Source organism: Rariglobus hedericola, assembly GCF_007559335.1.
Taxonomy (GTDB): domain Bacteria; phylum Verrucomicrobiota; class Verrucomicrobiia; order Opitutales; family Opitutaceae; genus Rariglobus; species Rariglobus hedericola.
The window spans coordinates 130161-152278 of record NZ_VMBG01000002.1 but is presented as its reverse complement, the minus strand read 5'-3'; the positions used below and the strand labels follow the sequence as shown (position 1 = coordinate 152278).

At 62.0% G+C, this 22118-nt stretch carries 17 protein-coding genes; 9 read left to right on the top strand and 8 right to left on the bottom strand.

What is annotated here, in order from left to right:
• Nucleotides 1–80 precede the first annotated feature (80 nt).
• Together FPL22_RS11025 and FPL22_RS18000 are read right to left on the bottom strand one after the other, a co-directional pair.
• Nucleotides 81–1343: a beta-ketoacyl-[acyl-carrier-protein] synthase family protein gene (locus FPL22_RS11025; RefSeq protein ID WP_144230409.1), complete on the bottom strand. Its 1263-nt coding sequence runs from the start codon at nt 1341–1343 to the stop codon at nt 81–83.
• 71 nt (nt 1344–1414) lie between these two features.
• Nucleotides 1415–2317, bottom strand: a complete 903-nt coding sequence (locus FPL22_RS18000; RefSeq protein ID WP_144230408.1) for an ApeI family dehydratase — start codon at nt 2315–2317, stop codon at nt 1415–1417.
• Between the two features lie 147 nt (nt 2318–2464).
• On the opposite strand from FPL22_RS18000, the gene FPL22_RS11015 reads away from it, so the two are divergent.
• The 4 genes from FPL22_RS11015 to FPL22_RS11000 are packed head-to-tail and all read left to right on the top strand — an operon-like array spanning nt 2465 to nt 6967.
• Entirely contained in the window at nt 2465–3640 is a 1176-nt protein-coding gene (locus FPL22_RS11015) for a glycosyltransferase family 4 protein (protein WP_144230407.1), read from the top strand.
• A complete protein-coding gene (locus tag FPL22_RS11010) occupies nt 3637–4719 on the top strand; it encodes a glycosyltransferase (protein ID WP_144230406.1) in 1083 nt (360 codons plus the stop codon). The genes FPL22_RS11015 and FPL22_RS11010 overlap by 4 nt, the downstream gene beginning before the upstream one ends.
• A gap of 36 nt (nt 4720–4755) precedes the next feature.
• Nucleotides 4756–5694, top strand: a complete 939-nt coding sequence (locus tag FPL22_RS11005) for an NAD-dependent epimerase/dehydratase family protein (protein WP_144230405.1) — start codon at nt 4756–4758, stop codon at nt 5692–5694.
• Between the two features lie 25 nt (nt 5695–5719).
• Nucleotides 5720–6967 carry an MFS transporter gene (locus tag FPL22_RS11000; RefSeq protein WP_144230404.1) on the top strand — a complete coding sequence of 416 codons (1248 nt, stop codon included), beginning with the start codon at nt 5720–5722 and terminating at the stop codon, nt 6965–6967.
• Between the two features lie 40 nt (nt 6968–7007).
• On the opposite strand, the gene FPL22_RS10995 is transcribed toward FPL22_RS11000, so the two are convergent.
• On the bottom strand, nt 7008–8771 hold the full coding sequence (locus FPL22_RS10995) for a cation:proton antiporter domain-containing protein (protein WP_144230403.1): 1764 nt from the start codon (nt 8769–8771) through the stop codon (nt 7008–7010).
• A 236-nt stretch (nt 8772–9007) separates the two neighbouring features.
• Here FPL22_RS10995 and FPL22_RS10990 point away from each other — a divergent pair, with 236 nt between their 5' ends.
• The 3 genes from FPL22_RS10990 to FPL22_RS10980 all read left to right on the top strand — a co-directional run bounded on the left by FPL22_RS10990 (nt 9008) and on the right by FPL22_RS10980 (nt 11779).
• Nucleotides 9008–10441, top strand: coding sequence for a PQQ-dependent sugar dehydrogenase (locus tag FPL22_RS10990; RefSeq protein WP_144230402.1), 1434 nt, complete (start codon nt 9008–9010; stop codon nt 10439–10441).
• 83 nt (nt 10442–10524) lie between these two features.
• Nucleotides 10525–11310, top strand: a complete 786-nt coding sequence (locus FPL22_RS10985) for a class I SAM-dependent DNA methyltransferase (protein WP_238991394.1) — start codon at nt 10525–10527, stop codon at nt 11308–11310.
• A 1-nt stretch (nt 11311) separates the two neighbouring features.
• Entirely contained in the window at nt 11312–11779 is a 468-nt protein-coding gene (locus tag FPL22_RS10980; protein ID WP_162525273.1) for a GNAT family N-acetyltransferase, read from the top strand.
• Nucleotides 11780–11808: 29 nt separating this feature from the next.
• On the opposite strand, the gene FPL22_RS10975 is transcribed toward FPL22_RS10980, so the two are convergent.
• The 3 genes from FPL22_RS10975 to FPL22_RS10965 all read right to left on the bottom strand — a co-directional run bounded on the left by FPL22_RS10975 (nt 11809) and on the right by FPL22_RS10965 (nt 15075).
• On the bottom strand, nt 11809–12522 hold the full coding sequence (locus FPL22_RS10975) for a platelet-activating factor acetylhydrolase IB subunit (RefSeq protein WP_238991393.1): 714 nt from the start codon (nt 12520–12522) through the stop codon (nt 11809–11811).
• Nucleotides 12523–12586: 64 nt separating this feature from the next.
• Nucleotides 12587–14341 (bottom strand): serine/threonine-protein kinase, encoded by a 1755-nt coding sequence (locus tag FPL22_RS10970; RefSeq protein WP_144230400.1) that lies wholly within the window; start codon nt 14339–14341, stop codon nt 12587–12589.
• Nucleotides 14338–15075, bottom strand: coding sequence for an RNA polymerase sigma factor (locus FPL22_RS10965; protein WP_144230399.1), 738 nt, complete (start codon nt 15073–15075; stop codon nt 14338–14340). Before FPL22_RS10965 ends, FPL22_RS10970 begins: the two co-directional genes overlap by 4 nt.
• A 125-nt stretch (nt 15076–15200) precedes the next feature.
• Here FPL22_RS10965 and FPL22_RS10960 point away from each other — a divergent pair, with 125 nt between their 5' ends.
• Both FPL22_RS10960 and FPL22_RS10955 read left to right on the top strand, forming a co-directional pair.
• Complete coding sequence (locus FPL22_RS10960) at nt 15201–16154, top strand: Vgb family protein (protein WP_162525272.1); 954 nt, start codon at nt 15201–15203, stop codon at nt 16152–16154.
• A 14-nt stretch (nt 16155–16168) separates the two neighbouring features.
• Nucleotides 16169–16909 (top strand): hypothetical protein, encoded by a 741-nt coding sequence (locus tag FPL22_RS10955; RefSeq protein ID WP_144230398.1) that lies wholly within the window; start codon nt 16169–16171, stop codon nt 16907–16909.
• Between the two features lie 68 nt (nt 16910–16977).
• On the opposite strand, the gene gltB is transcribed toward FPL22_RS10955, so the two are convergent.
• Nucleotides 16978–21531 (bottom strand): glutamate synthase large subunit, encoded by a 4554-nt coding sequence (gene gltB, locus FPL22_RS10950; RefSeq protein ID WP_144230397.1) that lies wholly within the window; start codon nt 21529–21531, stop codon nt 16978–16980.
• Nucleotides 21532–21674: 143 nt separating this feature from the next.
• Complete coding sequence (locus tag FPL22_RS10945; protein WP_144230396.1) at nt 21675–22010, bottom strand: glutaredoxin family protein; 336 nt, start codon at nt 22008–22010, stop codon at nt 21675–21677.
• Between the last annotated feature and the right edge of the window lie 108 nt (nt 22011–22118).

The window sequence follows — 22118 nt, the reverse complement described above, 5'->3', positions numbered from 1 at the left end:
AATCGTCCGATTTAATTTCAGCGGAATGAGTTATGTTTATTTTTGAGCCGATTACCCGCGAATGTGCAGTCATGCGAGGGTCAGGTCACGGCTTTCAGCACGACGCATACGTTGGCGCCGCCAAAACCGCTGCTGTTATTCAGCACAATGCGTGGCGCGGTGTTTTCGGTCGCGCGCAGGATGTTTAATCCAGCGCAGACCGGATCGAGCTGCTTGATGTGTGCGGAGCCCGGCATGAAGCCGCCGCGCAGAGCGAGGGCGCAAAAGCCCGTCTCCATCGCGCCGGCCAGAGAGAGGCCGTGGCCCGTGAGCGCCTTGGTGCTGCTCACGGCAACGCGCGCCGCCTGTTCGCCAAAAACGGTGCGCAACGCCTTGCACTCGGACGCATCGCCAATGGGCGTCGAAGTGGCGTGGGCATTGATGTAGTCGATCTCGGCGGGCGTGACTTTCGCAGCGGCGAGCGCGCGGCGCATGGCGTTGGCGAGGCCCAGTCCGTCGGGATGGGAAATCGCGACGTTGTGCCCGTCGGACGCCTGGCCCCAACCCAACACTTCCGCGTAAGGCGTGACTCCGCGGCGCAAAACTTCGTCCTCGGTTTCCAAGACGATCACCGTCGCCCCGCCGGTGCCGACAAAACCATCGCGGCCGGTATCAAACGGACGCGACGCAGTCTCCGGATCGGGGTTAGGCGAGAGCGCGCGCATCGAGGCAAAGGGCAGGATCGTCTCGGTGTTTCCGTCTTCGGCGCCTACCACAAACATCCGCTTCTGCCGGCCGAGTGCGAGCTCATCAAAAGCAAAGCCGAGCGCGTGGGTCGATGAGGCGCAGGCCGACGAAAAGCCCGTCGATGCACCTTTGATTTTGAAATGCGCGACGAGGTTGAACTGAACCGTGCCGGCGATGCTCGCCACGATCGAAAGCGGCGGACACTTGGCGACACCGACATCGCGGATGCGATTGATGTGAGCGGCCAGTATGCGGGGCGAACCGGCGGAGGCGGCGTAAAGGCCGGTGTCGTCGTTAGAGACGTCAGCGGGAGTCAGCTTCGCATCCGCAATGGCCTGCTGAAATGCGCAGGTCGCGTAGAGCGCATTGGGGCTGAGACTGCGGAGCTGTTCGCGCTTCACCGAATAAGGCGCGGGGATGACCCAATCCTCGGGATCCTCCGCCTCGGTTTGAAACTGCTTCACCGGCGCGGCGACCTTGATCGGAATGTTATCCGCCTGAAACGGTGGATACACCACCATGCCGTGACGCATCTCGCGCAGACTGGTTTCAACCGTCGCGGAGTCGTTGCCGATGCTCGTGATGAAACCCAAACCGGTGATAAAAACTCGGGGCATGGCGCTGTGTAAAATTAAGCTGCCATGGTCGGGAAACAAAGCGGGCGATAAAGCCCAAAAATCAACCCAACTCAGGAAGCGACTGCGGGCGTGACCGGCGCAGGCGCATCTACGAACCCAAACGTCAGGGTGATTTCCTCGGCCGTGACTGCCTTTTCCTGGCCCACGCGGATGTTGCCCGTAAAGGTCGCCAGTGGCGCCTTGATGCGTTTCGGCTTGAGGGTGAGCGTGAGAACGTCGCCGGGCTTGCACACGCGATGGCAGCGCACGCCGTCGGTCGAAGCGAAAAAGATGGTGCCCGTGCCGACCACTTTGCCCTCTTCAGCCGGCAGACCGGCGAGCAGGTGCAATACACCGAGTTGCCCCAATGCCTCCAACATGATCGAGGCGGGCATCACGGGGTTATCCTTAAAATGGCCGGTCAGGAAAAACTCCTGTCCCGTGATCCGGTAGGTCGCCGTCGCCTGCGTGGCGCTCACTCGCGCCTCGTCGATAAACAAGAAAGGTGGCTGGATTGGCATGATCGCCAGCACGGCCTCATGCGAAAGAGTCTGGGCGGCGGCCGGCGGCTGCACTCCACGGGCGCGGCAATCGACGAAGGTCTTGATGTCGCCGATCGTGGCGAGGCCGCGAAGCTCCTCGTTGGCGATCTTGGTCTGCGTGACGTCTTCGACCAGCATCACGACTTCCATCATCGTGAGGGAATCAAGCCCCAGATCTTCGATGACGCGGAGATCATCGCTGTCGGCGGCAAGACGCGGACGCAGCTCGGGCTCCACAAAACGGTCAAAAATCCCGATGATGATCGTCGGAAGCTGTTTGGTATCTCCCGTTTTTCGATAAATCAGGGCAGCCTCAATCGTCTCGGAGGAGCACCGGCGCAGGCTCTCGCGAAGAGCTGCTTCATCCTCGGCGGAAAACAAAGGAGCGGACGAGGGGGCAGCTGTGACGGTCAAAGGTGCGGTATCAGGCATGTGGTCTGTTGCAGAACGTGCGAAAGGGGCTTGCGAGAGTAAAAGCTTTTTTGCGGGTCGCCCAAAGGCGGGGACAGGCGAAAAATCGTCCGCCCGAGCCCTAGGCTTGCATCCCAAGGCAGTTTTCGGGCCATCTTCGCGTCGCCCATGAGTTTCAACGCCACGCCAAGACCCGTGATCATCCTGACCCACGAGTTTTACCCAAAGCGCGGAGGCATCGCCACCTTCACCGAGGAAATCGCCCGCGCCGCGGTCGAAATCGGGCACCCCGTGGAGGTCTGGACCCATCGACTCAGCCCCGGATCCACCGAGAAGCCCTGGCCGTTTGCGGTGAAACGACTGCCTCTGGACGGCTCCCATGATCTTTCCTGCCGGCTCCGGCTCATTCGTGAACTTTTCCGTGAACGCCGGCGCCTGCGCCACGCCACGGTCTATCTCGCCGAACCTGGCCCCATGCTCGCCTGGATGCTGCTGCTGCCTTTCGGCGCCGTGCGCGCCCGCCGGCTCGTGCTGACCTTCCACGGCTCGGAAATCCTGCGCTTTCACTCCGATCCCGCGACGCGCTTCCTTACCCGCCGGCTTTTGCGTCGCGCGTTTCGCGTCAGCACGCTGACCCGTTACACGCAGCAATTACTCTGCGAACGGTTTCCCGAGGCCATCACCAAAACCTTCCGCACTCCCGGGGCCTTGCGCGCGGATTTTGCCAACACTCCGTCCTCGGTTTCACCGCTGGCCCCAGCCGCCGGCAAGGTCATCATCCTGACCGTGGGACGACTGCATCCACGCAAGGGCCAGCTCGTCTCCCTTGAGGCGTTGCAGTCGCTTTCCCCGGAGCTGCTTGAGCGGATCGAATACTGGATCGTCGGCAGCTCCACCAAACCGCACTACGAACAAACCTTGCACGCGGCCGCCGCACGGCCCGGCCTCACCGTGCGTTTTCTCGGCAATCTTTCAGACGAGACGCTGGAGGAGGTTTATGCGCAGGCCGATATTTTTGCCCTCACGAGCATAGATCACGGACACAGCGTGGAGGGCTTCGGGCTCGTCTACCTTGAAGCCTCCGCCCACGGCCTTCCGGTGATCGCGCATCACGTAGGCGGTGTCTCCGAAGCCGTCGCCGAGGGTGAAACCGGGCTGCTCGTTACCCCTCATCAACCAGCCGCACTGACCGAGGCGTTTCGCACGCTCATCGAAGACGCACCCCTCCGCCGCCGCATGGGCGAAGCCGGCCGTCTCTGGGCCCGGCGCAACACCTGGACCCGCGCCGCCGAACTCCTGTTTTCCCCCGGTGATGAAGTGCCGGACGACTCCGCCTCCACATGAAGATCTGGCTGCTACAAGACCACCTGCGCAGCGGCGGCACCGAACGCCAGACGATCCTGCTCGCCCGCGCCTTCAACACCGCCGGACACGCCGTGGAGGTCGTCACCTTTCGCCCCGGCGGAACTCTCGCCCCCACGCTCGCGCCAATTCCCCACCGTTGTCTCCAGTTTTTTGATACAACGCTCAACTGGTTCGCGCCCGGCCTGCTGCGAGCCGCCCGCAGCGCTTCGCCCGATGTGATCCTGTGCATGGGTCGCATGGCCAATTGCCACGCCGGCCGGCTTGCCCGCGCCCTGCCCGCCACGACGGTCGTCGGCACCATGCGCACGGGAAAACCCTTGCCGTGGCTTTTCAGGAGTTCCTTGCATCGCGTCGCCCACGTCGTGGCCAACAGCGCCGAATCCGCCGGCATCCTCACGCACACCTACGGTTTGCCGGCCGACCGCGTTTCGGTAATTCACAACGCCTTGGTTTTCCCGCCTGCGACAGAGATCGCTCGCGACGACGCCCTACGTGCACAACACGGAGCCGGTCCCGACACCCGCGTGCTGCTGTGCGTCGGCATGCTGCGTCCCGAGAAAAATCAACGCGCTCTCGTCGAGATCGCCGCCGCGCTCGGTCGTGACGCAGATTGGCAGCTCTGGATCGCAGGAGACGGCCCCGCCCGCGCTGATTGCGAAGCGCTGGCCGCACAACTCAACGTAAGCGACCGCGTTAAATTTCTCGGTTTCCAGTCCAACCCCACGCCGCTCTACGCCGCGGCCGACATCGCCGTGCTGGCCTCGCAAGCGGAGTCGTTGTCCAACTTCCTCATCGAGGCACAAGCCCACGGTTTGCCCGCCGTCGCCTATGCAGCCGCGGGCGTCACGGAATGCATGCGCCCCAGCGTTTCCGGCTGGGTGATCCCGCACGGCGAGCGCACGGCGTTTTTGAATGCACTGCATCCCTTGATGACCGATGTCGTGCTGCGTGAACAAGCGGGCCGCGCCGCCCGCGAGTTTGCCCGCACGGCCTTCGATCCCGAGCGGCAGGCCGGCGCCTATCTCACTCTTTTCAATCGCTTGCGTTCGAAGGTTTGACGCATTCCCCGCGGCGCGCCCTGCTCGTTTTTCCTCATGAAAGTCCTCGTCACCGGCGGAGCCGGCTTCATCGGTTCGCACACCCTTGACGCATTGCGCGCGCGGGGGGACGAGACCGCGTTGCTCGACGATTTTAACGACTTCTACGATCCCGCGATCAAACGCCGCCACGCAGCCGCCACCGGCGCGCGCATCTTCGAGGCCGACCTGCGTGACCGCTCCACCGTGCGCGCCGCGCTACGAGCATTCCAGCCCGATGCGATCATTCATCTGGCGGCCCGCGCGGGTGTGCGTCCGTCGATCGAAAACCCGCAGCTCTACATCGACGTCAATCTCACCGGCACGCTGAACCTCCTCGATGAAGCCGTCGCCGCCGGTATTCACCGCATCGTGTTTTCCTCATCGAGCTCCGTTTACGGCAACAACCCCAAGGTTCCGTTTGCCGAGAGTGATCCGCTCGAATCCATCATCTCGCCTTACGCCGTCACCAAGCTCGCCGGTGAACAGCTCTGCCGCATCCACGCACAACTCTACGCGCTCTCCATCACCGCGCTGCGTTTCTTCACGGTTTACGGTCCGCGCCAGCGCCCCGATCTCGCGATCTCCAAATTCGTGCGCCACGTCGCCGCCGGCCTGCCCATCGATCTTTATGGCGACGGCAGCAGCAGCCGCGATTACACCTACGTCGACGACATCACCACCGGCGTGCTGGCCGCGCTTGACCGCCTACAACCTGGATTTCGCGTTTACAATATCGGCGGCAAACACCCCGTGACGCTCGCGGAACTGGTCACCGCGGTGGAACGCGTGGTCGGCAAGACGGCGGTGATCAACCGCCTGCCGCCGCAGCCCGGCGACGTTGACCGCACGTGGGCCGACACCCGCCGCGCCCGCATCGAGCTGGACTACGCGCCGCGCATATCGCTCGAAGAAGGCATCCGTCGCTACTGGCAGTGGCATCAATCGCCGGCCTGATTTTTTAAAACACCCCGCCCCGTCCATGCCCCCGTCACCGTCGTCGCGCTCCACGCTCAGTGAAATTCTTCAGCCCGCCGTCATCGTTGGCGCGCTCGGCTACTTCGTCGATATCTACGATCTCACGCTCGTCGCCATCCTGCGTAAACCGAGCCTGCTGGATCTCGGGGTGCCCGCGGCCGACTTGGTGAACAGCGGCGTGAGCCTGCTGAACTGGCAGATGATCGGTATGCTGCTCGGCGGCATTTTCTTCGGCGTAATCGGCGATCGCGTCGGCCGGCTCACGGTGTTGTTCGGCTCCATTCTACTCTACTCGCTGGCCAACATCGCCAACGGCTTCGTCACTTCCTTCGAAGCCTATCTCGTGCTGCGCTTCATCGCCGGCTTCGGTCTCGCGGGCGAGCTCGGCGGCAGCATCACGCTTGTCTCCGAGGTCTTGTCCAAGGAGCGCCGCGCCTACGGCACCGCAGTCGTCGCCACCATCGGCGTCATGGGTGCGGTCGTGGGCGGGCTCGTCGCCGAACTCGTGCACTGGCGCACGTCCTACTTCATCGGCGGCGGACTCGGCCTGGCGCTGTTGTTCCTGCGTGTGAGCGTGGCCGAGTCCGGCATGTTCAAGCAGATGAAATCCGCCGCGCCGCACGTAAAACGCGGCGACTTCCTTTCGCTTTTCACGAAGTGGTCACGGTTTTCCAAATACGCGCGCTGTATCCTGATCGGCCTGCCGAGCTGGTTTGTGGTCGGTGTGCTCGTCACGTTTTCCCCCGAGTTCGCCAAGGCGCTGAACATCTCGGGCGAGGTGAAAGCGACGTTTGCCGTTTCGATTCTCTACATCGGCCTCACGGTCGGCGATCTCGCGAGCGGCCTGCTCACCCAATGGATGGGTTCGCGGCGCAAAGTCGTGCTCGGCTTCATTCTGCTCACGGTCGCCTGGACCGCCGCGTATTTCCTCTCCGCGGATGCGGGGTCACGCTGGTTCTACACGGTCATCTTCGGACTCGGCGTGGGCATCGGTTATTGGGCAGTGTTCGTGACGATCGGCGCCGAGCAATTCGGCACCAACCTGCGCTCCACGGTGGCGACCACGGTTCCCAATTTCGTGCGCGGCGCCGTCGTGCCGATCACGCTCAGTTTCAAATACTGCAAGGATCACTTCGGCCTCCTGCCCGGCGCGATGATCGTCGGCGGCGTCTGCATCGCCCTCGCGTTGTGGGCGCTCCACGGCTTGGAGGAAACCCACGGCAAGGACCTCGATTACTTCGAGCCGGTTTAATTAAACCGGCTTCGCGCTCATCGACTCTCCGTCACGGGCGTCAATCGGCCGGCTCATCGTTCGCACTGGCTTCAAACCACTGCTCGTTCATCTGGCCACGCTGCGCCGCCAAGGCCGCCACCTGCGAACGAATGCTTGGATATTTCCTCACAAATTGCCGGAAGTCCCCGCGGCTGAGCGTCAGGAATTCACTGTAGTCGATCGCCGTCACATCCGCCGAACGCGGTTGTCCGCTCAACAGCGCCATCTCACCAAAAACCGCGCCCGCGCGCAGTTTGATGCGTCGTCCCGAGACGGAAACCTCCACTTCGCCCGACGAGATAAAGTAAGCCTCATCGGCCACATCACCGGCACGGATCACACGCTCGCCGGGTTGCGCGGACTTCGGATGAAAATGTAACACGAGCGCCTCGCGCTGCTCCTCCGACAATCCCTCGAACAAAGGAAACTTCTGCACCAATTCCTCCGGACTGAACGTCTTGTGCGCAGCCGCCTTGACCGCCATCCGCGCCCGCACCGCGTCGAGTTCGCCCTGCAATCGATCCAGTGGACCGGACCGCTTCTCCTCGAAACGCCGGCGCCATCCTTCGTTCGCCTTGATCTTGGTCGTGATAAAATCCGTCGCCACAAACACCAGCGGGTTGACCGTGATCGACAGCAACGCGCCCGCCAGAATCAGGCTCAAGCCTTCCGCGGGCAGCAAGCCGTGCGCGACACCAATTCCCGCGAGAATAAACGAGAACTCGCCCACCTGCGCCAGCGCCGACGAGACCGAGAGCGCCGTGCTCAGCGGATAGCCCAGCACCATCACAATCACGAGGGAGATAATCGATTTTCCAATCAGGATAACGGCCAGCACCGCCAGCACCATTAGCGGTTCACGCAGCAAGATCGACGGATCAAACAGCATGCCCACCGACACAAAAAACAGCACCGCAAACGCATCCTGCAAAGGAAGCGATTTCTCCGCCGCGCGATGGCTCAGCTCCGATTCGCTCAACACCACGCCCGCAAAAAATGCGCCCAATGCGAACGACACGCCGAACAGTTTCGCCGATCCAAACGCCACGCCCAACGCCACCGCCAGCACCGATAACGTAAACAACTCACGCGACCCCGTGCGCGCCACCTGCCGCAAAATCCACGGCACGAGTCGCGGCCCGAAAATCATCACCAGGCCCACGAAGCAGCCCACTTTGGCCAGAGTGATTCCCAGCGTGAGCAACAGTCCGTGTTCCGCCGCTTCACTCGCGTGTCCCCCGACCGTCGCGGTGCCGCCCAGCACCTCTGCAAACGCCGGCAACAACACCAAGACCAGCACCATCGCAAGGTCTTCGACGATGAGCCAGCCCACCGCGATGCGACCGTTCGGCGTGGCGATCGCATTCCGTTCCTCGAGCGCTTTGAGCAATACCACCGTGCTCGCGACCGACAGACTCAAACCGAGCACCAGCCCCGCGCCCAGACTCCAGCCCCAGAACATCGCCAGCGCCGCGCCAATCACCGTGGCCAGCACGATCTGCAACACCGCGCCCGGTATCGCGATCCGCCGCACCGCCATCAAATCCGCCACCGAGAAATGCAGGCCCACACCAAACATGAGCAACATCACGCCTACCTCGGCGAGTTGCGCGGCCAGCTCCGCATCCGCCACAAAGCCCGGGGTAAACGGACCGATCGCCACGCCAGCCAGCAAGTAACCCACCAGCGGCGGCAGACGCAGACGCTGCGCCGCAAACCCGAATATAAACGCCAGCACGAACCCGACCGCCAGTGTGGCGATCAGGGGTGCATCATGCGGCACGATTGCCTCCGGAGAAAGTCTTGTTGCGTTGCTTTTGCATAGAACTCCACCGTGTCCCTCCCGATCTCTCTGGCAAGATTTTCTCCCGGGGCTCTCGGCGGATTTTCGTTTTCTTTACCAAGCCCGATAAACCCCGTCTCCTCTTTGCGAATACAGAGTCTTCGCAATTTTTTTAGCGACGCGGAACGCCGCCTGCATACACCGGTCCGAGTCCGGGCTCCGCGATTTTTTGCGACATGCGTTTTCACTCCTCTCTTTTTATTTTCATCGCGTGCTTCGCGGGCACGCTGCACGCCGCAGACTTGCCCGCTCCCGCGCGTGACGCCGCGACGCTCTACGCCCAATTTTGCGCGAATTGCCACGGCGCCGACCTGCGAGGAGGCAAAGCCCAGAGCCTGCTCGACGCGACCTGGCAACACGCGAAAAACGACGAGGACATCGCACGCGTGATCCGCAAAGGCATCCTACGCTCCGGCATGCCGTCGTTTTCCGTCGCGCTGAGTGACGCCGAAATCCGTGCACTGGTCGTGTTGATCCGCGAAACCGGAACCCGCGACGTCGATCCCGCCGTTCACCGCGCCGCGCCGCTTCCCTCCGGTGTGCAAACCAGTGAACTCCATTCCTACCGCATCGAAAAAATAATCGATGGTCTCGATGTTCCCTGGTCCCTCGCCTTCCTGCCCGACGGTCGACTGCTGATCACCGAACGCACCGGAGCCATCTTCATCGCCACACAAAAAAATGGCGTATGGACGACCTCCTCCGTCGCCAATCCACCCAAGGTCTGGGTGCGCGACGAAGGCGGCCTCATGGCGTTCGCCGTGCCGCCTGATTATGACAAAACCGGCTGGCTGTATCTCACTCTCAGCGACCCCGGCGAAAATGACACCGGCAATACCAAGCTCATCCGCGGACGCTTGCGCGACGACCGCTGGAGCGATGAAGAAACCCTCTTTGAGGCGCCTCGCTCCACCTACACCAGCAACGGCATCAATTTCGGCGGACGCGTCGTCTTCTCCGGCGATTATCTTTTTCTCTCGTTCGGCGAACGCGGCGAAGTGGGCCAGGCGCAGGATCTCTCACTCCCCAACGGAAAAGTTCACCGGCTCTTCCGCGACGGCCGCATCCCGCCCGACAACCCCTTCGTCAAAACTCCCGGCGCCCTTCCGTCCATCTGGAGTTACGGCCATCGCAACCCGCAGGGTCTCGCGGTCCATCCCGTCACCGGAGAACTCTGGGAAACCGAACACGGCCCGCGCGGAGGCGATGAACTCAACTACATCCGCCCCGGCCACAACTACGGCTGGCCCGTGATCACCCACGGCATGAACTACAACGGCACTCCCGTTTCGCCGATCACCGCCAAAGCCGGCATGGATCAACCCGTGCTCCACTGGACACCGTCGATCGCCGTGAGTCCGCTCCGTTTCTACACGGGCGACGCCTTCCCGAAATGGAAAAACAATCTCTTCCTCGGTGCGCTCGCCCAACAGGAACTCCGCCGTCTCGTCGTCGAGGGTGATCGTGTCGTGCGCCAGGAAATCATTCTTAAAAACCGCGGCCGTGTGCGCGACATGATCACCGGCCCCGACGGATGCCTCTACGTTTCACTCGAAGTGCCCGGCCCCGAGAACCCGGCTGTGATCGTCCGCCTGGCGCCCGCTGAATAACACACATGTATTCAAAATAATATTACGTTTTTGAAGCAAGATTAGCCCCTTGCACCTTCGGCCTGGTGGATTTTAATGCACCCATGGATGCAGCGAAAACCAGCCCCGGAAAAACCATGGATCGCGCCTATTGGGATGCCATGGCGGCCGATTACGACGGAGAGATTTTCAGTGTGTGCGAGAACGACACCGCCGGCCTGATCACCGGCCACATCACGCATTTTGGCAGCCCCGAGCACACCGCCGCGGATCTCGGCTGCGGTGTGGGTAAATTCACGCCGTTGCTCGCGCAGTCGTTCGGTCGCGTGCATGCATGCGATCTTTCGCCCAAGCTTCTCGCGCAGGCCCGCAGCGCGTGTCGCAAATTTAAAAACGTCGATTTCCTGCAGACCGATCTCGGACGGGTCGCGCACCCGTTCGACCCCGTTGATTTTGTTCTCTGCGTAAACGTGCTCATCATGTCCGGCCTCGACGCCCGCATGGCCGCTCTCCGCGCCGTGACCGCACAGGTAAAACACGGCGGACACCTCCTGCTGGTCACACCCTCGACGGAATCGATGCTCTACACCCAGTTCCGCCGCATCGATTGGTGTCTGCGCGAAGGCATGGATTGCGACGCGGCGATTCGCGACAGCGTGCCCGCCCGCGGCTCCGTGCGCGATCTGCATCAAGGCATCCGCCCCATCGCCGGCATGCCCACGAAACATCATTTGCGCGAAGAACTCATGGTGCTGTTGCGCAACCACGAGATGGACGTGCTCTCGGTTGAAAAGCTCACTTATCCGTGGACCACAGAATTCGATGATCCGCCCGCATGGATGGAAAGCCCGCTGCCTTGGGACTGGCTGGTCGTCGCCCGCCGAAAATAAAATGAACGGCGTTCTGCGTCTTTATCGCAGCGAAGACCTGGCCGCCGTGCTCGAAATCTACAGCGAGGCCGTGCGCGAGATCGCACCCGCGCTTTACACGCCTGCGCAAGTGGACGCCTGGGCGGCCTTCGCCGAAGGTAACGCCGAACTCGTGCCCATGCTCGCCCAAGGCCACCGCGTCGTCATCGAAAGCGAAGCCGGCATCGAGGCCTTCGCGGTGCTCGATCCGGCGGATTATGTGTCGCTGCTTTACTGCCGCGCGCGGGCCTCACGCCAAGGCTACGCGACCCAACTGCTCGCCGAGCTGGAGACCGAAGCCCGCCGCCTCGGCGTCACTCGCGTGCACACCGCGGCGAGCCTGATCAGCCATCCGCTCTTTCTCCGCCAAGGCTACACCGTTGATCACCCCGAACGAGTGGAACGCAACGGCGTGGCCTTCGACCGCTACCGCATGAGCAAGCGGCTGTGACGCCGCGGACGTGACGCGGTTGACGCGGCTTACTTTAGCAGCTCGGTGAGTTTGTCCTGAATCGCATCGGCCCAGATCTTATAACCAGCGGGGCTCAGGTGCAGGAGGTCAGGCATGATGTCACGGGTAAGCGTGCCGTCTGGCTGCAAAAATTTGGGTCCGATATCCAGGAAGAAGACTTTCTGACCGTCATCGAGCTTCGCGATGATTTCGTTGATCTGACCGATCTTCACGCGGGCGGGATTGTCGGATTTTTCGGCACGCGGAAAAACCGCCAGCAGTAGAATCTTTGTCTTCGGCGTAAGGGTTTGAATTTCCTTCACGATGGCTTCGACGCCCTCCGCGATCTGCGGAGCCGTATCGGAGCCGGTGTTATTGGTGCCGATCATGAGCACGACGGCCTTCGGCGTAATGCCGGCAAAATTACCATTCTGCACGCGCCAGAGCACATGCTGCGTGCGGTCGCCACCGATGCCGAAATTGGCCGCCTTGAGCGGCGTGTAACGCTCGGCCCAGATCGTCTTACCGGCTCCGCCCCAGCCTGCGGTAATGGAGTCACCGAGAAAGACCACGTCTACATCGCCCTTTTTGGCGCGCGCATTAAAGCCCTCGTGCTGGACCATCCAATCATTGCGCGGCACTGGGTTGGTCGCGGGATTGGCGGCAGGCTGGGCGCTCAGCGCCACACAGCCTAACAGACTCAGGAGAACACAAGGAACCAGACGGGTGAGGGGTTTCATCATCGTCGATTCAATGCACGCCCGACGATGGCCTCAAATTCAATTTAACGACCCTTCATTTATAAAATCACTCGGCCGGCATCGCCCGATAAGCCACGCGATGGAATACCGTGGGGCTCTTCCACGCACACAAACCCAGTCCGATGCCTGCGCCCGTTTCCCACAAAACCGTGCTGTCGAAGCGCCGGCCCGTCAGGTCCCACGTCATGCGCGGCTCGCCATTCCACGTCGCCGACACACGTGAACCGCGCACCTGCAGAATGACTTGTTGTTTTTCTCCATTCTTGAGCTTCGCCGGAAAAAACTGTCCGTGACCACGCATATCCTGGCCGTTGATACGCTGCACTCCGCCGATACCGAGGTCCCAAGCATCGAGTTCAAACACGCCTTCACCGGCAAGCGTCGGCAAAAACACTCCGATCGAATTTCTGCCTGATGTGCGCGTGAACTCCACGGCGACATCGTAGTTTTCCGCCACCTGCACCGGCAGGCGCAGCACGCAGATATCATTGCCCGCGACCAATTCTTTGCCGCGCATGCTCCATGTGCCGCGCAAGGCGTCCCGCGCCGGTCGCACCTCGCCGAGCAACCACGTCCACGGAACCGGCGTCTCCGTTTTTGCATCCGTCTTTTTCGCGGCCATGGGCACCATCGCCACAGGATTTGATTCAACCACCTCTGGCCCGGTCATCGATGCTTCTGGCATTACCGGAACCTCCGGCGCTGGAGCAGCTGGCGCAGATTTTCCCTCGGCCACGACCACCGGTTCAACCACCGCCGGAAGCAACGATGGTGTTTCCAGCTTGGGTATTTGATTTTCGACTACGCTAGCAGGCTCAACGGGTTGATCCACCTGCACCCATGCCCACGCAGCGGCACTCGCCGCCACCACAAGCAGGATTCCACTCAACCATAGTCGTTTTGACTTTGGTTTCACACCGGCAATCACCGAAAGTTTTCGCGCAAATTCCCCGGCTTTCGCCGGACGCATTCCCACCTCATTGGACATCGCCGCATCGATCAATGCGTCCACCGCCACCGGTGTATCCGTGAACCGCGAAGGTCGCGGGTAAGCGCCCTTGGGCACGCGGCCCGTGAGCATTTGATACGTCATCACTCCGAGCGCATATACATCGGTCGCCGCGGTCACCGGCTCGCCCGGCGTCATCTGCTCAGGCGACATATAATCCAACGTGCCGAAAATCATTCCGGTCATCGTAAGCGATGTCGTGAAGCCCTGTCCTTGCGCTTGCGCCAGTCCAAAATCCGCCAGCGCCAGCCGGCCATCGGCCCTCACCAACACATTGGCCGGCTTTAGGTCACGGTGCACGATCCCCCGCGCGTGAGCCGCATCCAGTGCCGAGGCGATCTGCGCAACCCAGTCTTGCACAACCGCCACCGGGTGCGGTTTCCCTGACAACAATTGTGCGAGATCTCCGCCCTCCGCCCACTCCGTTACCAGGTAAAGCGTGCCATCGGCTAATGCTCCAAAATCAAAAATCTGCAGCACATGCGGATGATTGAGACCCGATAAAACCCTCGCCTCCCGCTCGAAACGCTCCCGGGCCATAGGGTCCGGCGTCGCCTCGGGTGGCATTATTTTCACAGCCACCGTGCGCCCGAGACGGATCTGCTCCGCGCGATAAACGGCCCCCATTCCACCGCGCCCCGCGAGCGAGATCACCCGCAGGCCCGGAAATAAATCCGCCAGCAACGCCGCATCCGGAGTCTGCCACGCCGGCGGTCGCGCCCCGGTCAAACCCAGTCCGCGTGCCAGTAAATCCGCCGTCGGATCAGACGGCGGGGTTTTCTCGTCGCTCATCGCCCGCCCTCCTTGAGCGCCACCGCGAGCTCCCGCAACTCCGCCTCCACATCCCCGCCTTCGGGCAGCGTATCCGCCACCACTTCACGCAACGCTTCGGAGAAGCGTTTGCGCAACCGGTGCACGGCCACCCGGCGAGCACCCGATGACAGGCCTGCCTCAGTTGTAGTTGAAATTTCACTACTTTCCGGTTCTTCCAAAGCTTCGCTTTTCAGCGCGACGAACACATCCCGCTTTCCTTCGGCGGCGTAACGCGCATCGAGCCGCGCCATGGCCTGCGCGATGAGCGCCTTCGCCCATTGCCGTTCGTAGGCCGCATCCGGCGCCGCCCCCGATTCTTCCACGCGTAGCCACTCAGCCTCGGCCTGTGAGAAATCGATCTCCGCCCAACCTCCCTCCGGCCGGCGACGAGCCGCGCCTTCACGGGCCGCACGATCAATCAAATGATGTTTCATCGCTGTGAGCAGAAAGCTCCTGAGCTTCCCTTCCTCCGCAGACGCACGCTGAAATAATTCCCGGCGCAGTGCGGTCGCGAAAAATTCCTGCACGGCATCTTCCGCATCAGCCCGCGTGAGCCGCCGCCCCCGGACGTAGGCATACAGCGGACGCCAGTAAACCCGGCACAATTGATCCAGAGCCACACCCACCGCGCGTTCGTCAGCTCCGCGACATTTACGGACGAGGGACCAGCTTGTTGGCGGAAACCCCCATACGGTTTGCGGATCAAGCGTCATATTGTCGGAATAAGATCGTTTCAATCGAGCGGACTAAGGCAACACCGGGCCGCTCGTCCCTGATCACAGAAAAGATTTCGCGCACCGGTAACATCCGCCGGCCGTTCCCGTAGCAGGAGATGCATATGAGCCGTTTTTTTATCGCCCTCCTCGTCGGTCTCCTCCTGATGGCCGCCCTTTCGACTTACGCCCGTGCGCAGGTCTTGGTAAGTGACTACAACCTCGCCCGTATTCTCCGTTATGATGCCGACGGATCCAATCCGACTGTCCTCATCTCTCCGGCCAGCGGCGGACTCGACCAGCCCCACCGCGCCCGCATCGGCCCTGATGGATTGCTCTACGTTGCGAGCGCCGGTTCTGATCAAATCCTGCGATACAATGCGGACAGCGGTGCCTTCATCGATGTCTTTGCCGGCTCCGAAACCGGTCTGGATTACCCCGTCGATTTTCTTTTCCGCCCTGACGGCTATCTCTACGTTTCAAGCCAGTCCAGCAACGCCATCATCCGCTACAACGCCACCACGGGCGCGCTCGACACCGGTTGGATCGCACAGGACGCAAGTATCTCCGCCCCGTCTGGAATCGCGTTCGACAACGCCGGCAATCTCTACGTCTCCGGCCGTTTCAGCTACAACCTCGCGCGCTTCGACGCCGCCACCGGCACGCACCAACTGACGTTTGGCGACGTGCCTTTTGCACTCGGCCTCGCGCTTCTGCCCGACGGACGCCTCCTCGTCGCCTCGGGTTACGGCAATACCGTCGAAACCTTCGCCAACCCTGATTCCGCAGCGCCCGTTCAATCCACACTCGTCACCGGTCTTGATTTTCCGGTCGGCATCGAGATCGACCCGCTCACCGGCGAACTGCTGGTGGCCAACTACGGCGACGGCTCGATCTCACGTCACGCCCTCGCCGATGGATCATCGCTCGCCGACTTCGCCGACGGCGGCCTGCTCAGCGGTCCCAACTATTTCACGATCCTCACTACCGCCGCTGTCCCCGAGCCGTCCACGACCGCCGCCCTGTTCGGCGGCGTTACGCTCCTCGCCACCTTCCTTCTGCGCCGCCGTTCCACCTGAACAACACCATCCTCATGAACACACGCCTCCTCGTCACTTCGCTCGTAGTTGCCATCGCGCTTCCCGCCGCCCACTCCGAACAGCTCACCGTCCAAAACGCCGGTTTCGAAACACTCTTCCTCGCCAACAATACGTTCAACGTCTCCTCGCCCGGTCCCGCCGGCTGGAGCGCGTATGGCTCGATCAACCACAATAACCGCTCCATCGGCGCGCTAAATCCCACGGGATCGACGCTATACTCGGGCGGCGCACCCGAAGGCCGCAACGTCGGCGTCGTGTTCCTCATGGACAACGCCAACAACCAATCCCAATTCGCTAGCATCGAGTCCGGCTTGGTGCAGACGCTCTCCGCGACGTTGCTGACCAACACGCGCTACACACTCACGGTCGAAGTGGGCAACATGGCCCCCGACGCCACACCCAATAACAATGCCTTCGCCTTCACCGGATTCCCTGGCTACCGCATCGATCTGCTCGCCGGCGGCCAAGTCATCGCGTCCGACAACAACAGCCTGCTCCCTGCTGAAGGAACGTTCCTCACGTCGCAGTTTTCCCTCTCCATCGGCGCGAGCCACGTCCTCGCCGGCCAAGCCCTCGGCATCCGCCTGGTGAACCTCAACGCCGGCCCCGGCATCGAAGTGAACTTCGACAACGTCCGCCTCGACGCCACCGCCATCCCCGAACCCGCCACGGTCACGAGTTTGCTCGGCGCCGCGACCTTGATGATGGCTTTTTTTCGCCGGCGCGGACGGTGACGTTCGCAAAAAACCGCGCCCCTTTCGAGGCGCGGTTTTTCAAGACCTGGTTACGACTGAAACAATCTTCAGGCCGTCACCGGAATCTTCGTGGCGTCGAAGCTATAGACGGCCTTCGGCGTGTCGGCGGTCGGAGGGAACGGCACCACTTTCCAGAACTTCGAAACCGTCTTGTCCCAGTTTTCCACGAGCGACTGTGCGTGCGGGCTCGCGGTGATTTTGAAGTGCGCCTGGATGAGCTTCTTCAGGCTGTCGATTTCCTCCTGGGCGCTCAAACGCTCGAGGCCGATCATCGCGGGATTGATGTTGGATTCGAACGAATCCTTCGCGTCGTAAACGAACGCGAGTCCGCCTGACATACCGGCGCCGAAGTTGGTGCCGGTCGGTCCGAGGACCACCACGAGGCCGCCCGTCATGTATTCGCAGCCGTGGTCACCCACGCCTTCGACCACCGCGGTCGCACCGGAATTACGAACGCCGAAGCGTTCGCCCGCGCGGCCCGCCGCGAACAGCGCGCCACCGGTCGCACCATACAAGCAGGTGTTACCAAGGATCGACTGGGCCTGCCACTGGAAGGTTTCCGACGGCTTCGGACGGATGATGATTTCGCCGCCGTTGATGCCCTTGCCGACGTAGTCGTTGGCTTCGCCGATGAGGGTGAGGCGCAGACCGTTGACGAGGAATGCACCGAACGACTGACCGGCCGAACCGGTGAAGGTAAGGTCGATCGTGCCGGGAGGCAGACCTTCGTTGCCGTGCTGGTAGGCAATCTGGCCGGAGAGCTGGGTTCCGACGTCACGGTTGACGTTGGTGACCTTGTAGCGGGCCACGAGACGGGCGGATTCGCCGAGGATGACGTCACGTGCTTCCTGAAGGATGGCTTCGTCGAGCGAGCCTTCGCCACCGAAGCGTTCGTTGCGCTCGCGGGTGTGGTAACGATCCAGTTCGCCGGACGGATCCGGATTGTGGAGGAGACCGGCGAGGGTCACGAACTTGGTCTTCGGGTTCGCGGGATCGTCGATCTGCTCGAGGAGATCCACGCGGCCGATGATGTCGTTCAAGTTGCGCGCACCGAGCTTGGCAAGGTAGTGGCGGACGTCTTCAGCAACGGCGTTGAAGAAGTTGATGATGTTTTCGGGCTTGCCGCGGAACTTGGCGCGGAGGTCTTCGCGCTGGGTGGCGACGCCGACCGGGCACGTATTCAGATGGCAAACACGGAACATCGCGCAACCGCCGGCGATGAGGGCCGCGGTGCCGAAGTTGAATTCTTCGGCGCCGAGGAGGGCGGCGATGACGATGTCACGGCCGGTCTTCATACCGCCGTCGGTGCGAAGGACGACGCGGCCGCGGAGGCCGTTCATCATCAGAACCTGGTGGGCTTCGGCGACGCCGATTTCCCAGACGGAACCGGCGTTCTTGATGGAGGCGAGCGGCGAAGCGCCGGTGCCGCCGTCGTGGCCGGACACGAGGATGACGTCGGCGTATGCCTTGGCCACGCCGGCGGCGACGGTGCCGACGCCGGAGGAGGACACGAGCTTCACACAGACCTTCGCGCGCGGGTTCACTTCCTTCAAATCGAAGATCAGCTGGGCCAAGTCTTCGATCGAGTAGATGTCGTGGTGCGGAGGCGGCGAAATCAGGGTGACGCCGGGGACGCTGTAGCGGAGACGCGCGATGAGCGGCGTGACCTTGGCGCCGGGCAGCTGTCCGCCTTCGCCGGGCTTCGCGCCCTGGGCCATCTTGATTTCGATTTCCTTGGCGGAGGACAGATACGCGGCGGTGACACCGAAGCGGCCGGAGGCGACCTGCTTGATCGCGGAGTTGGCGTTGTCGCCGTTCTCGCGGACGTTGAAACGATCGGGATCTTCGCCGCCTTCGCCGGAGTTCGACTTGCCGCCGATGCGGTTCATCGCAATCGCGAGAGCTTCGTGCATCTCGGGCGAGAGCGCTCCGAGGGACATGCCGGCCGTGGTGAAACGCTTGCGGATATCCTCGATGCCCTCGACCTCGTCGATCGCGACGGGCTTGGCTCCGTCAAAGCGGATCTTAAGTAGGTCTTTGATGGATACAGGCTGGTGGTCGTCGGACTGGGTCTTCCAGTCCTGGTAGGATTCGGCGGTGCCGGTGCCGGCGCGAACGAACTTGTTCATCGCGGACACGACCTTGGGATTCCAACCGTGGAACTCGCCCTCGCCCTTCTTGTTGACGCGGTAGTAACCCTCGTTGCCGAGGGTCGGGTCGCCGGCCGGTGCATCCGCAGCGGGAGCGGCGTAGGCCTTGGCGTGGCGGCGGAGCGCCTCTTCGGCGATCTGCGCGTAACCAATGCCGCCGATGGGCGACGGGGTGCCGGTGAAGTTTTCCTCGATGACCTTGTGCGAAATACCGAGGGCTTCGAACATCTGCGCACCGCGATAGCTGAGCAGCGTGGAGATGCCCATCTTGGCCATGATCTTGAGCAGGCCGGCGTCGATCGCGGTCTTGTAGTTGATGCGGGCTTGCTCGGCGGTGACCGGTTTGGCGGTCTTGCCGGAGGCAGCGAGCGTGGCGACGACGTCGAGCGCGAGGTAGGGGTTGACGGCGTTGACGCCGAAACCGAGCAACGTGGCGATGTGGTGAACGTCACGGGCTTCGCCGGTCTCGGCAACGAGGTCGCACTTGAGGCGGAGGCCGGCGCGCACGAGCTGTTGGTTGACCGCACCGACGGCGAGAAGCATCGGGATGGCGACCTGGTCAGCAGTGGCTCCCTTGTCGGAAATGATCAGGACCTTGGCGTTATCCTTCTCAACCGCGGCCTGGGCGCGCGAGGCGAGATCTTTAAGCGCGGCTTCGAGGCCGTCAGGACCCTTGACTGCATCGAAAAATCCGCTGACGCGCACGACGCGATTCTGGAGGAACGCGACGTCGAAGAGCGCGGCGACTTCGTAATCGAAAAGGACGGGCGAATCGAGTTCGACGAAGCCGGTGGTCTTCGGGAATTCCTCGAAAAGACCAAGGCGACCCCCGAGGTAACCCGTGAGCGACATAACTGCTTTTTCGCGGATGGAGTCGATCGGAGGATTGGTGACCTGCGCGAAGAGCTGCTTGAAGTAGGTGTAGAGCAGACGCGGGCGGCGCGAGAGAACGGCGAGCGGCGTGTCGTCGCCCATCGAACCGGTCGGCTCAAGGCCTTCGGCGAGAGGAGCGAGCACGAGTTCGGTTTCGTCGTTGTCGCAGCCGAACGCGATCTGGGTCGCGATCGAAGGTGCCACCGGCTCGGCCGCGGCGGGGACCTGCGCGGTCTTGTGCAGATTGATGAGATGCTCTTCGCACCACTGGTTGAAGTGGGGATCCGCGGTGAACTGAGCCTTCACCTCTTCGTCGCGGTGGAACTTATGCGTGACGAGGTCGAGCGCGAGCATGCGGCCGGGTCCGAGACGACCGGCTTCAACCACCTTGCCCGGGAAGTCGTGCACGAGGCCGGCTTCGGAGGCCAAGATGAAGTAACCGTCGTCGAAAATCTTGTAACGGGCGGGGCGGAGGCCATTGCGGTCGAGGGCGGCTCCGATGGTGCGGCCGTCCGTGAAGACGACGGCGGCGGGACCATCCCACGGCTCCATCATACAGGCGTGGTAGCGGAAGAAGGCCTTGGTCTCGGGGGAGAGCTTTTTGTCTTTTTCCCAAGCCGGCGGCATCATGATCATCGCGGCGTTGAGCGGATTGCGTCCGCCGAGCGTGATGAGCTGGAGGGCGTTGTCGAAAGTCGCGGAGTCGGACATGCCGGGCTGCACGAGCGGCTTGAGATCCTGGAAACGCTCGCCCCAGACGCCGTAGGCGGTGGAGTTTTCGCGGGCGCGCATGAGGTTGCGGTTACCGCGGATGGTGTTGATTTCACCGTTGTGCGCCATCATGCGGAACGGATGAGCCAAGTGCCACGTGGGGAACGTGTTGGTCGAATAACGCTGGTGGAAGATCGCGAACGCGGTGGTGAACTTCGGCGACTTGAGATCGACGAAGTATTTGCGGATCTGGCTGGGGGTGAGCAGGCCCTTGTAAACGATGGTGCGCGAGGAGAACGAGCAGATGTAGAAGCCAGGGATGTTGGCCTCGATGACCTGTTTCTCGGCGGAGTTCTGCGCGAGGAAGAGCTTGCGCTCGAATTCGTCGTCAGTCGTCTCATCTTTACGGGCAACAAGGGCTTGCACGATGAGCGGCTGGGTATCGAGGGCCTTGCGACCGAGGCAGGAGGAATCCGTGGGGACATCGCGCCAGCCGAGCCAGGCGAGACCTTCTTTTTTGACGGCGGCCTCGACGATCTTCTTGGCGTGGGCCTGGGCGTAATCATCGCCCTTGGGCAGGAAAATCATACCGACGCCGAGGTCGGAGTCCTTGAAGAGAGGCTTCTTTTTCTCGGCGAGGTAGTCCTTGAAGAGCTCGACGGGGAGCTGCGTGAGGATGCCGGCGCCGTCACCCGTGACCGCATCGGCGTCGATGGCGCCGCGGTGGGCCAAGGCCTTCAACGCGGCGATCGCGCGGTTGAGGACGTCATAGGAACGTTCGCCCGTGAGTTTGGCAATGAACCCGACGCCGCAGGCATCGTGTTCTTGTTCAGGGGAGTAGAGCGGTGACGGAATGATCTTGGCCATGTGAAAAGGAGAGGTCGGAAGGTCGGGAGGACTGCGAGTCAGGAGGTCGGCGGGCGAAAGGTCGAAGGCGGATTTGGAGCAAAAGAAAGGCCGGTCACGCGTTGGCGAGAGCCGGCCCAAGAAGTTGCTTTGGCGCCCTCGAATCAGAAGAAACGAATCGTTTTAGTGGCCATTTTGGCGTGCTCTTCATCAGAGCAGCCGGCGTTGGTGGCCGCATCCACCGGACGGTCGGTGGGTTTAACCAAATCGTTGGAGAGAAGATAGTTTTCAACTTCTTCGCCGGAGATATCGGCCAGCATGACGCCGTCGATTTCGACGCAGGGAGAAAGCGGCTGGCCGGACTTCTGAACCATCTCCGCGTAGTTGTTACGGTTGTTGATGATATCGATGTCTTCGAACGGCAGGCTATACTTGCGCATGATCGTGCGAACTCCGTTGGACCAGCCGCAGGACGGCTTGAGATAGGCTTTGATTTTCATGCGTTGAACAAATGTGAGACGAAAAACGTAGCAACTTATAGAAAGCGATTATGGACGATCAAGCGAAAGGTTGCCCTTTTTAAGCATTTTGCGGGCCGAAGCGCCCTA

Coding starts and splice junctions, on each gene's coding strand:
- FPL22_RS11025 (WP_144230409.1), bottom strand. CDS start 1,343: ATGCCCCGAGTTTTTATCACCGGTTTGGGTTTCATCACGAGCATCGGC.
- FPL22_RS18000 (WP_144230408.1), bottom strand. CDS start 2,317: ATGCCTGATACCGCACCTTTGACCGTCACAGCTGCCCCCTCGTCCGCT.
- FPL22_RS11015 (WP_144230407.1), top strand. CDS start 2,465: ATGAGTTTCAACGCCACGCCAAGACCCGTGATCATCCTGACCCACGAG.
- FPL22_RS11010 (WP_144230406.1), top strand. CDS start 3,637: ATGAAGATCTGGCTGCTACAAGACCACCTGCGCAGCGGCGGCACCGAA.
- FPL22_RS11005 (WP_144230405.1), top strand. CDS start 4,756: ATGAAAGTCCTCGTCACCGGCGGAGCCGGCTTCATCGGTTCGCACACC.
- FPL22_RS11000 (WP_144230404.1), top strand. CDS start 5,720: ATGCCCCCGTCACCGTCGTCGCGCTCCACGCTCAGTGAAATTCTTCAG.
- FPL22_RS10990 (WP_144230402.1), top strand. CDS start 9,008: ATGCGTTTTCACTCCTCTCTTTTTATTTTCATCGCGTGCTTCGCGGGC.
- FPL22_RS10985 (WP_238991394.1), top strand. CDS start 10,525: ATGGATGCAGCGAAAACCAGCCCCGGAAAAACCATGGATCGCGCCTAT.
- FPL22_RS10980 (WP_162525273.1), top strand. CDS start 11,312: ATGAACGGCGTTCTGCGTCTTTATCGCAGCGAAGACCTGGCCGCCGTG.
- FPL22_RS10975 (WP_238991393.1), bottom strand. CDS start 12,522: ATGATGAAACCCCTCACCCGTCTGGTTCCTTGTGTTCTCCTGAGTCTG.
- FPL22_RS10970 (WP_144230400.1), bottom strand. CDS start 14,341: ATGAGCGACGAGAAAACCCCGCCGTCTGATCCGACGGCGGATTTACTG.
- FPL22_RS10965 (WP_144230399.1), bottom strand. CDS start 15,075: ATGACGCTTGATCCGCAAACCGTATGGGGGTTTCCGCCAACAAGCTGG.
- FPL22_RS10960 (WP_162525272.1), top strand. CDS start 15,201: ATGAGCCGTTTTTTTATCGCCCTCCTCGTCGGTCTCCTCCTGATGGCC.
- FPL22_RS10955 (WP_144230398.1), top strand. CDS start 16,169: ATGAACACACGCCTCCTCGTCACTTCGCTCGTAGTTGCCATCGCGCTT.
- gltB (WP_144230397.1), bottom strand. CDS start 21,531: ATGGCCAAGATCATTCCGTCACCGCTCTACTCCCCTGAACAAGAACAC.
- FPL22_RS10945 (WP_144230396.1), bottom strand. CDS start 22,010: ATGAAAATCAAAGCCTATCTCAAGCCGTCCTGCGGCTGGTCCAACGGA.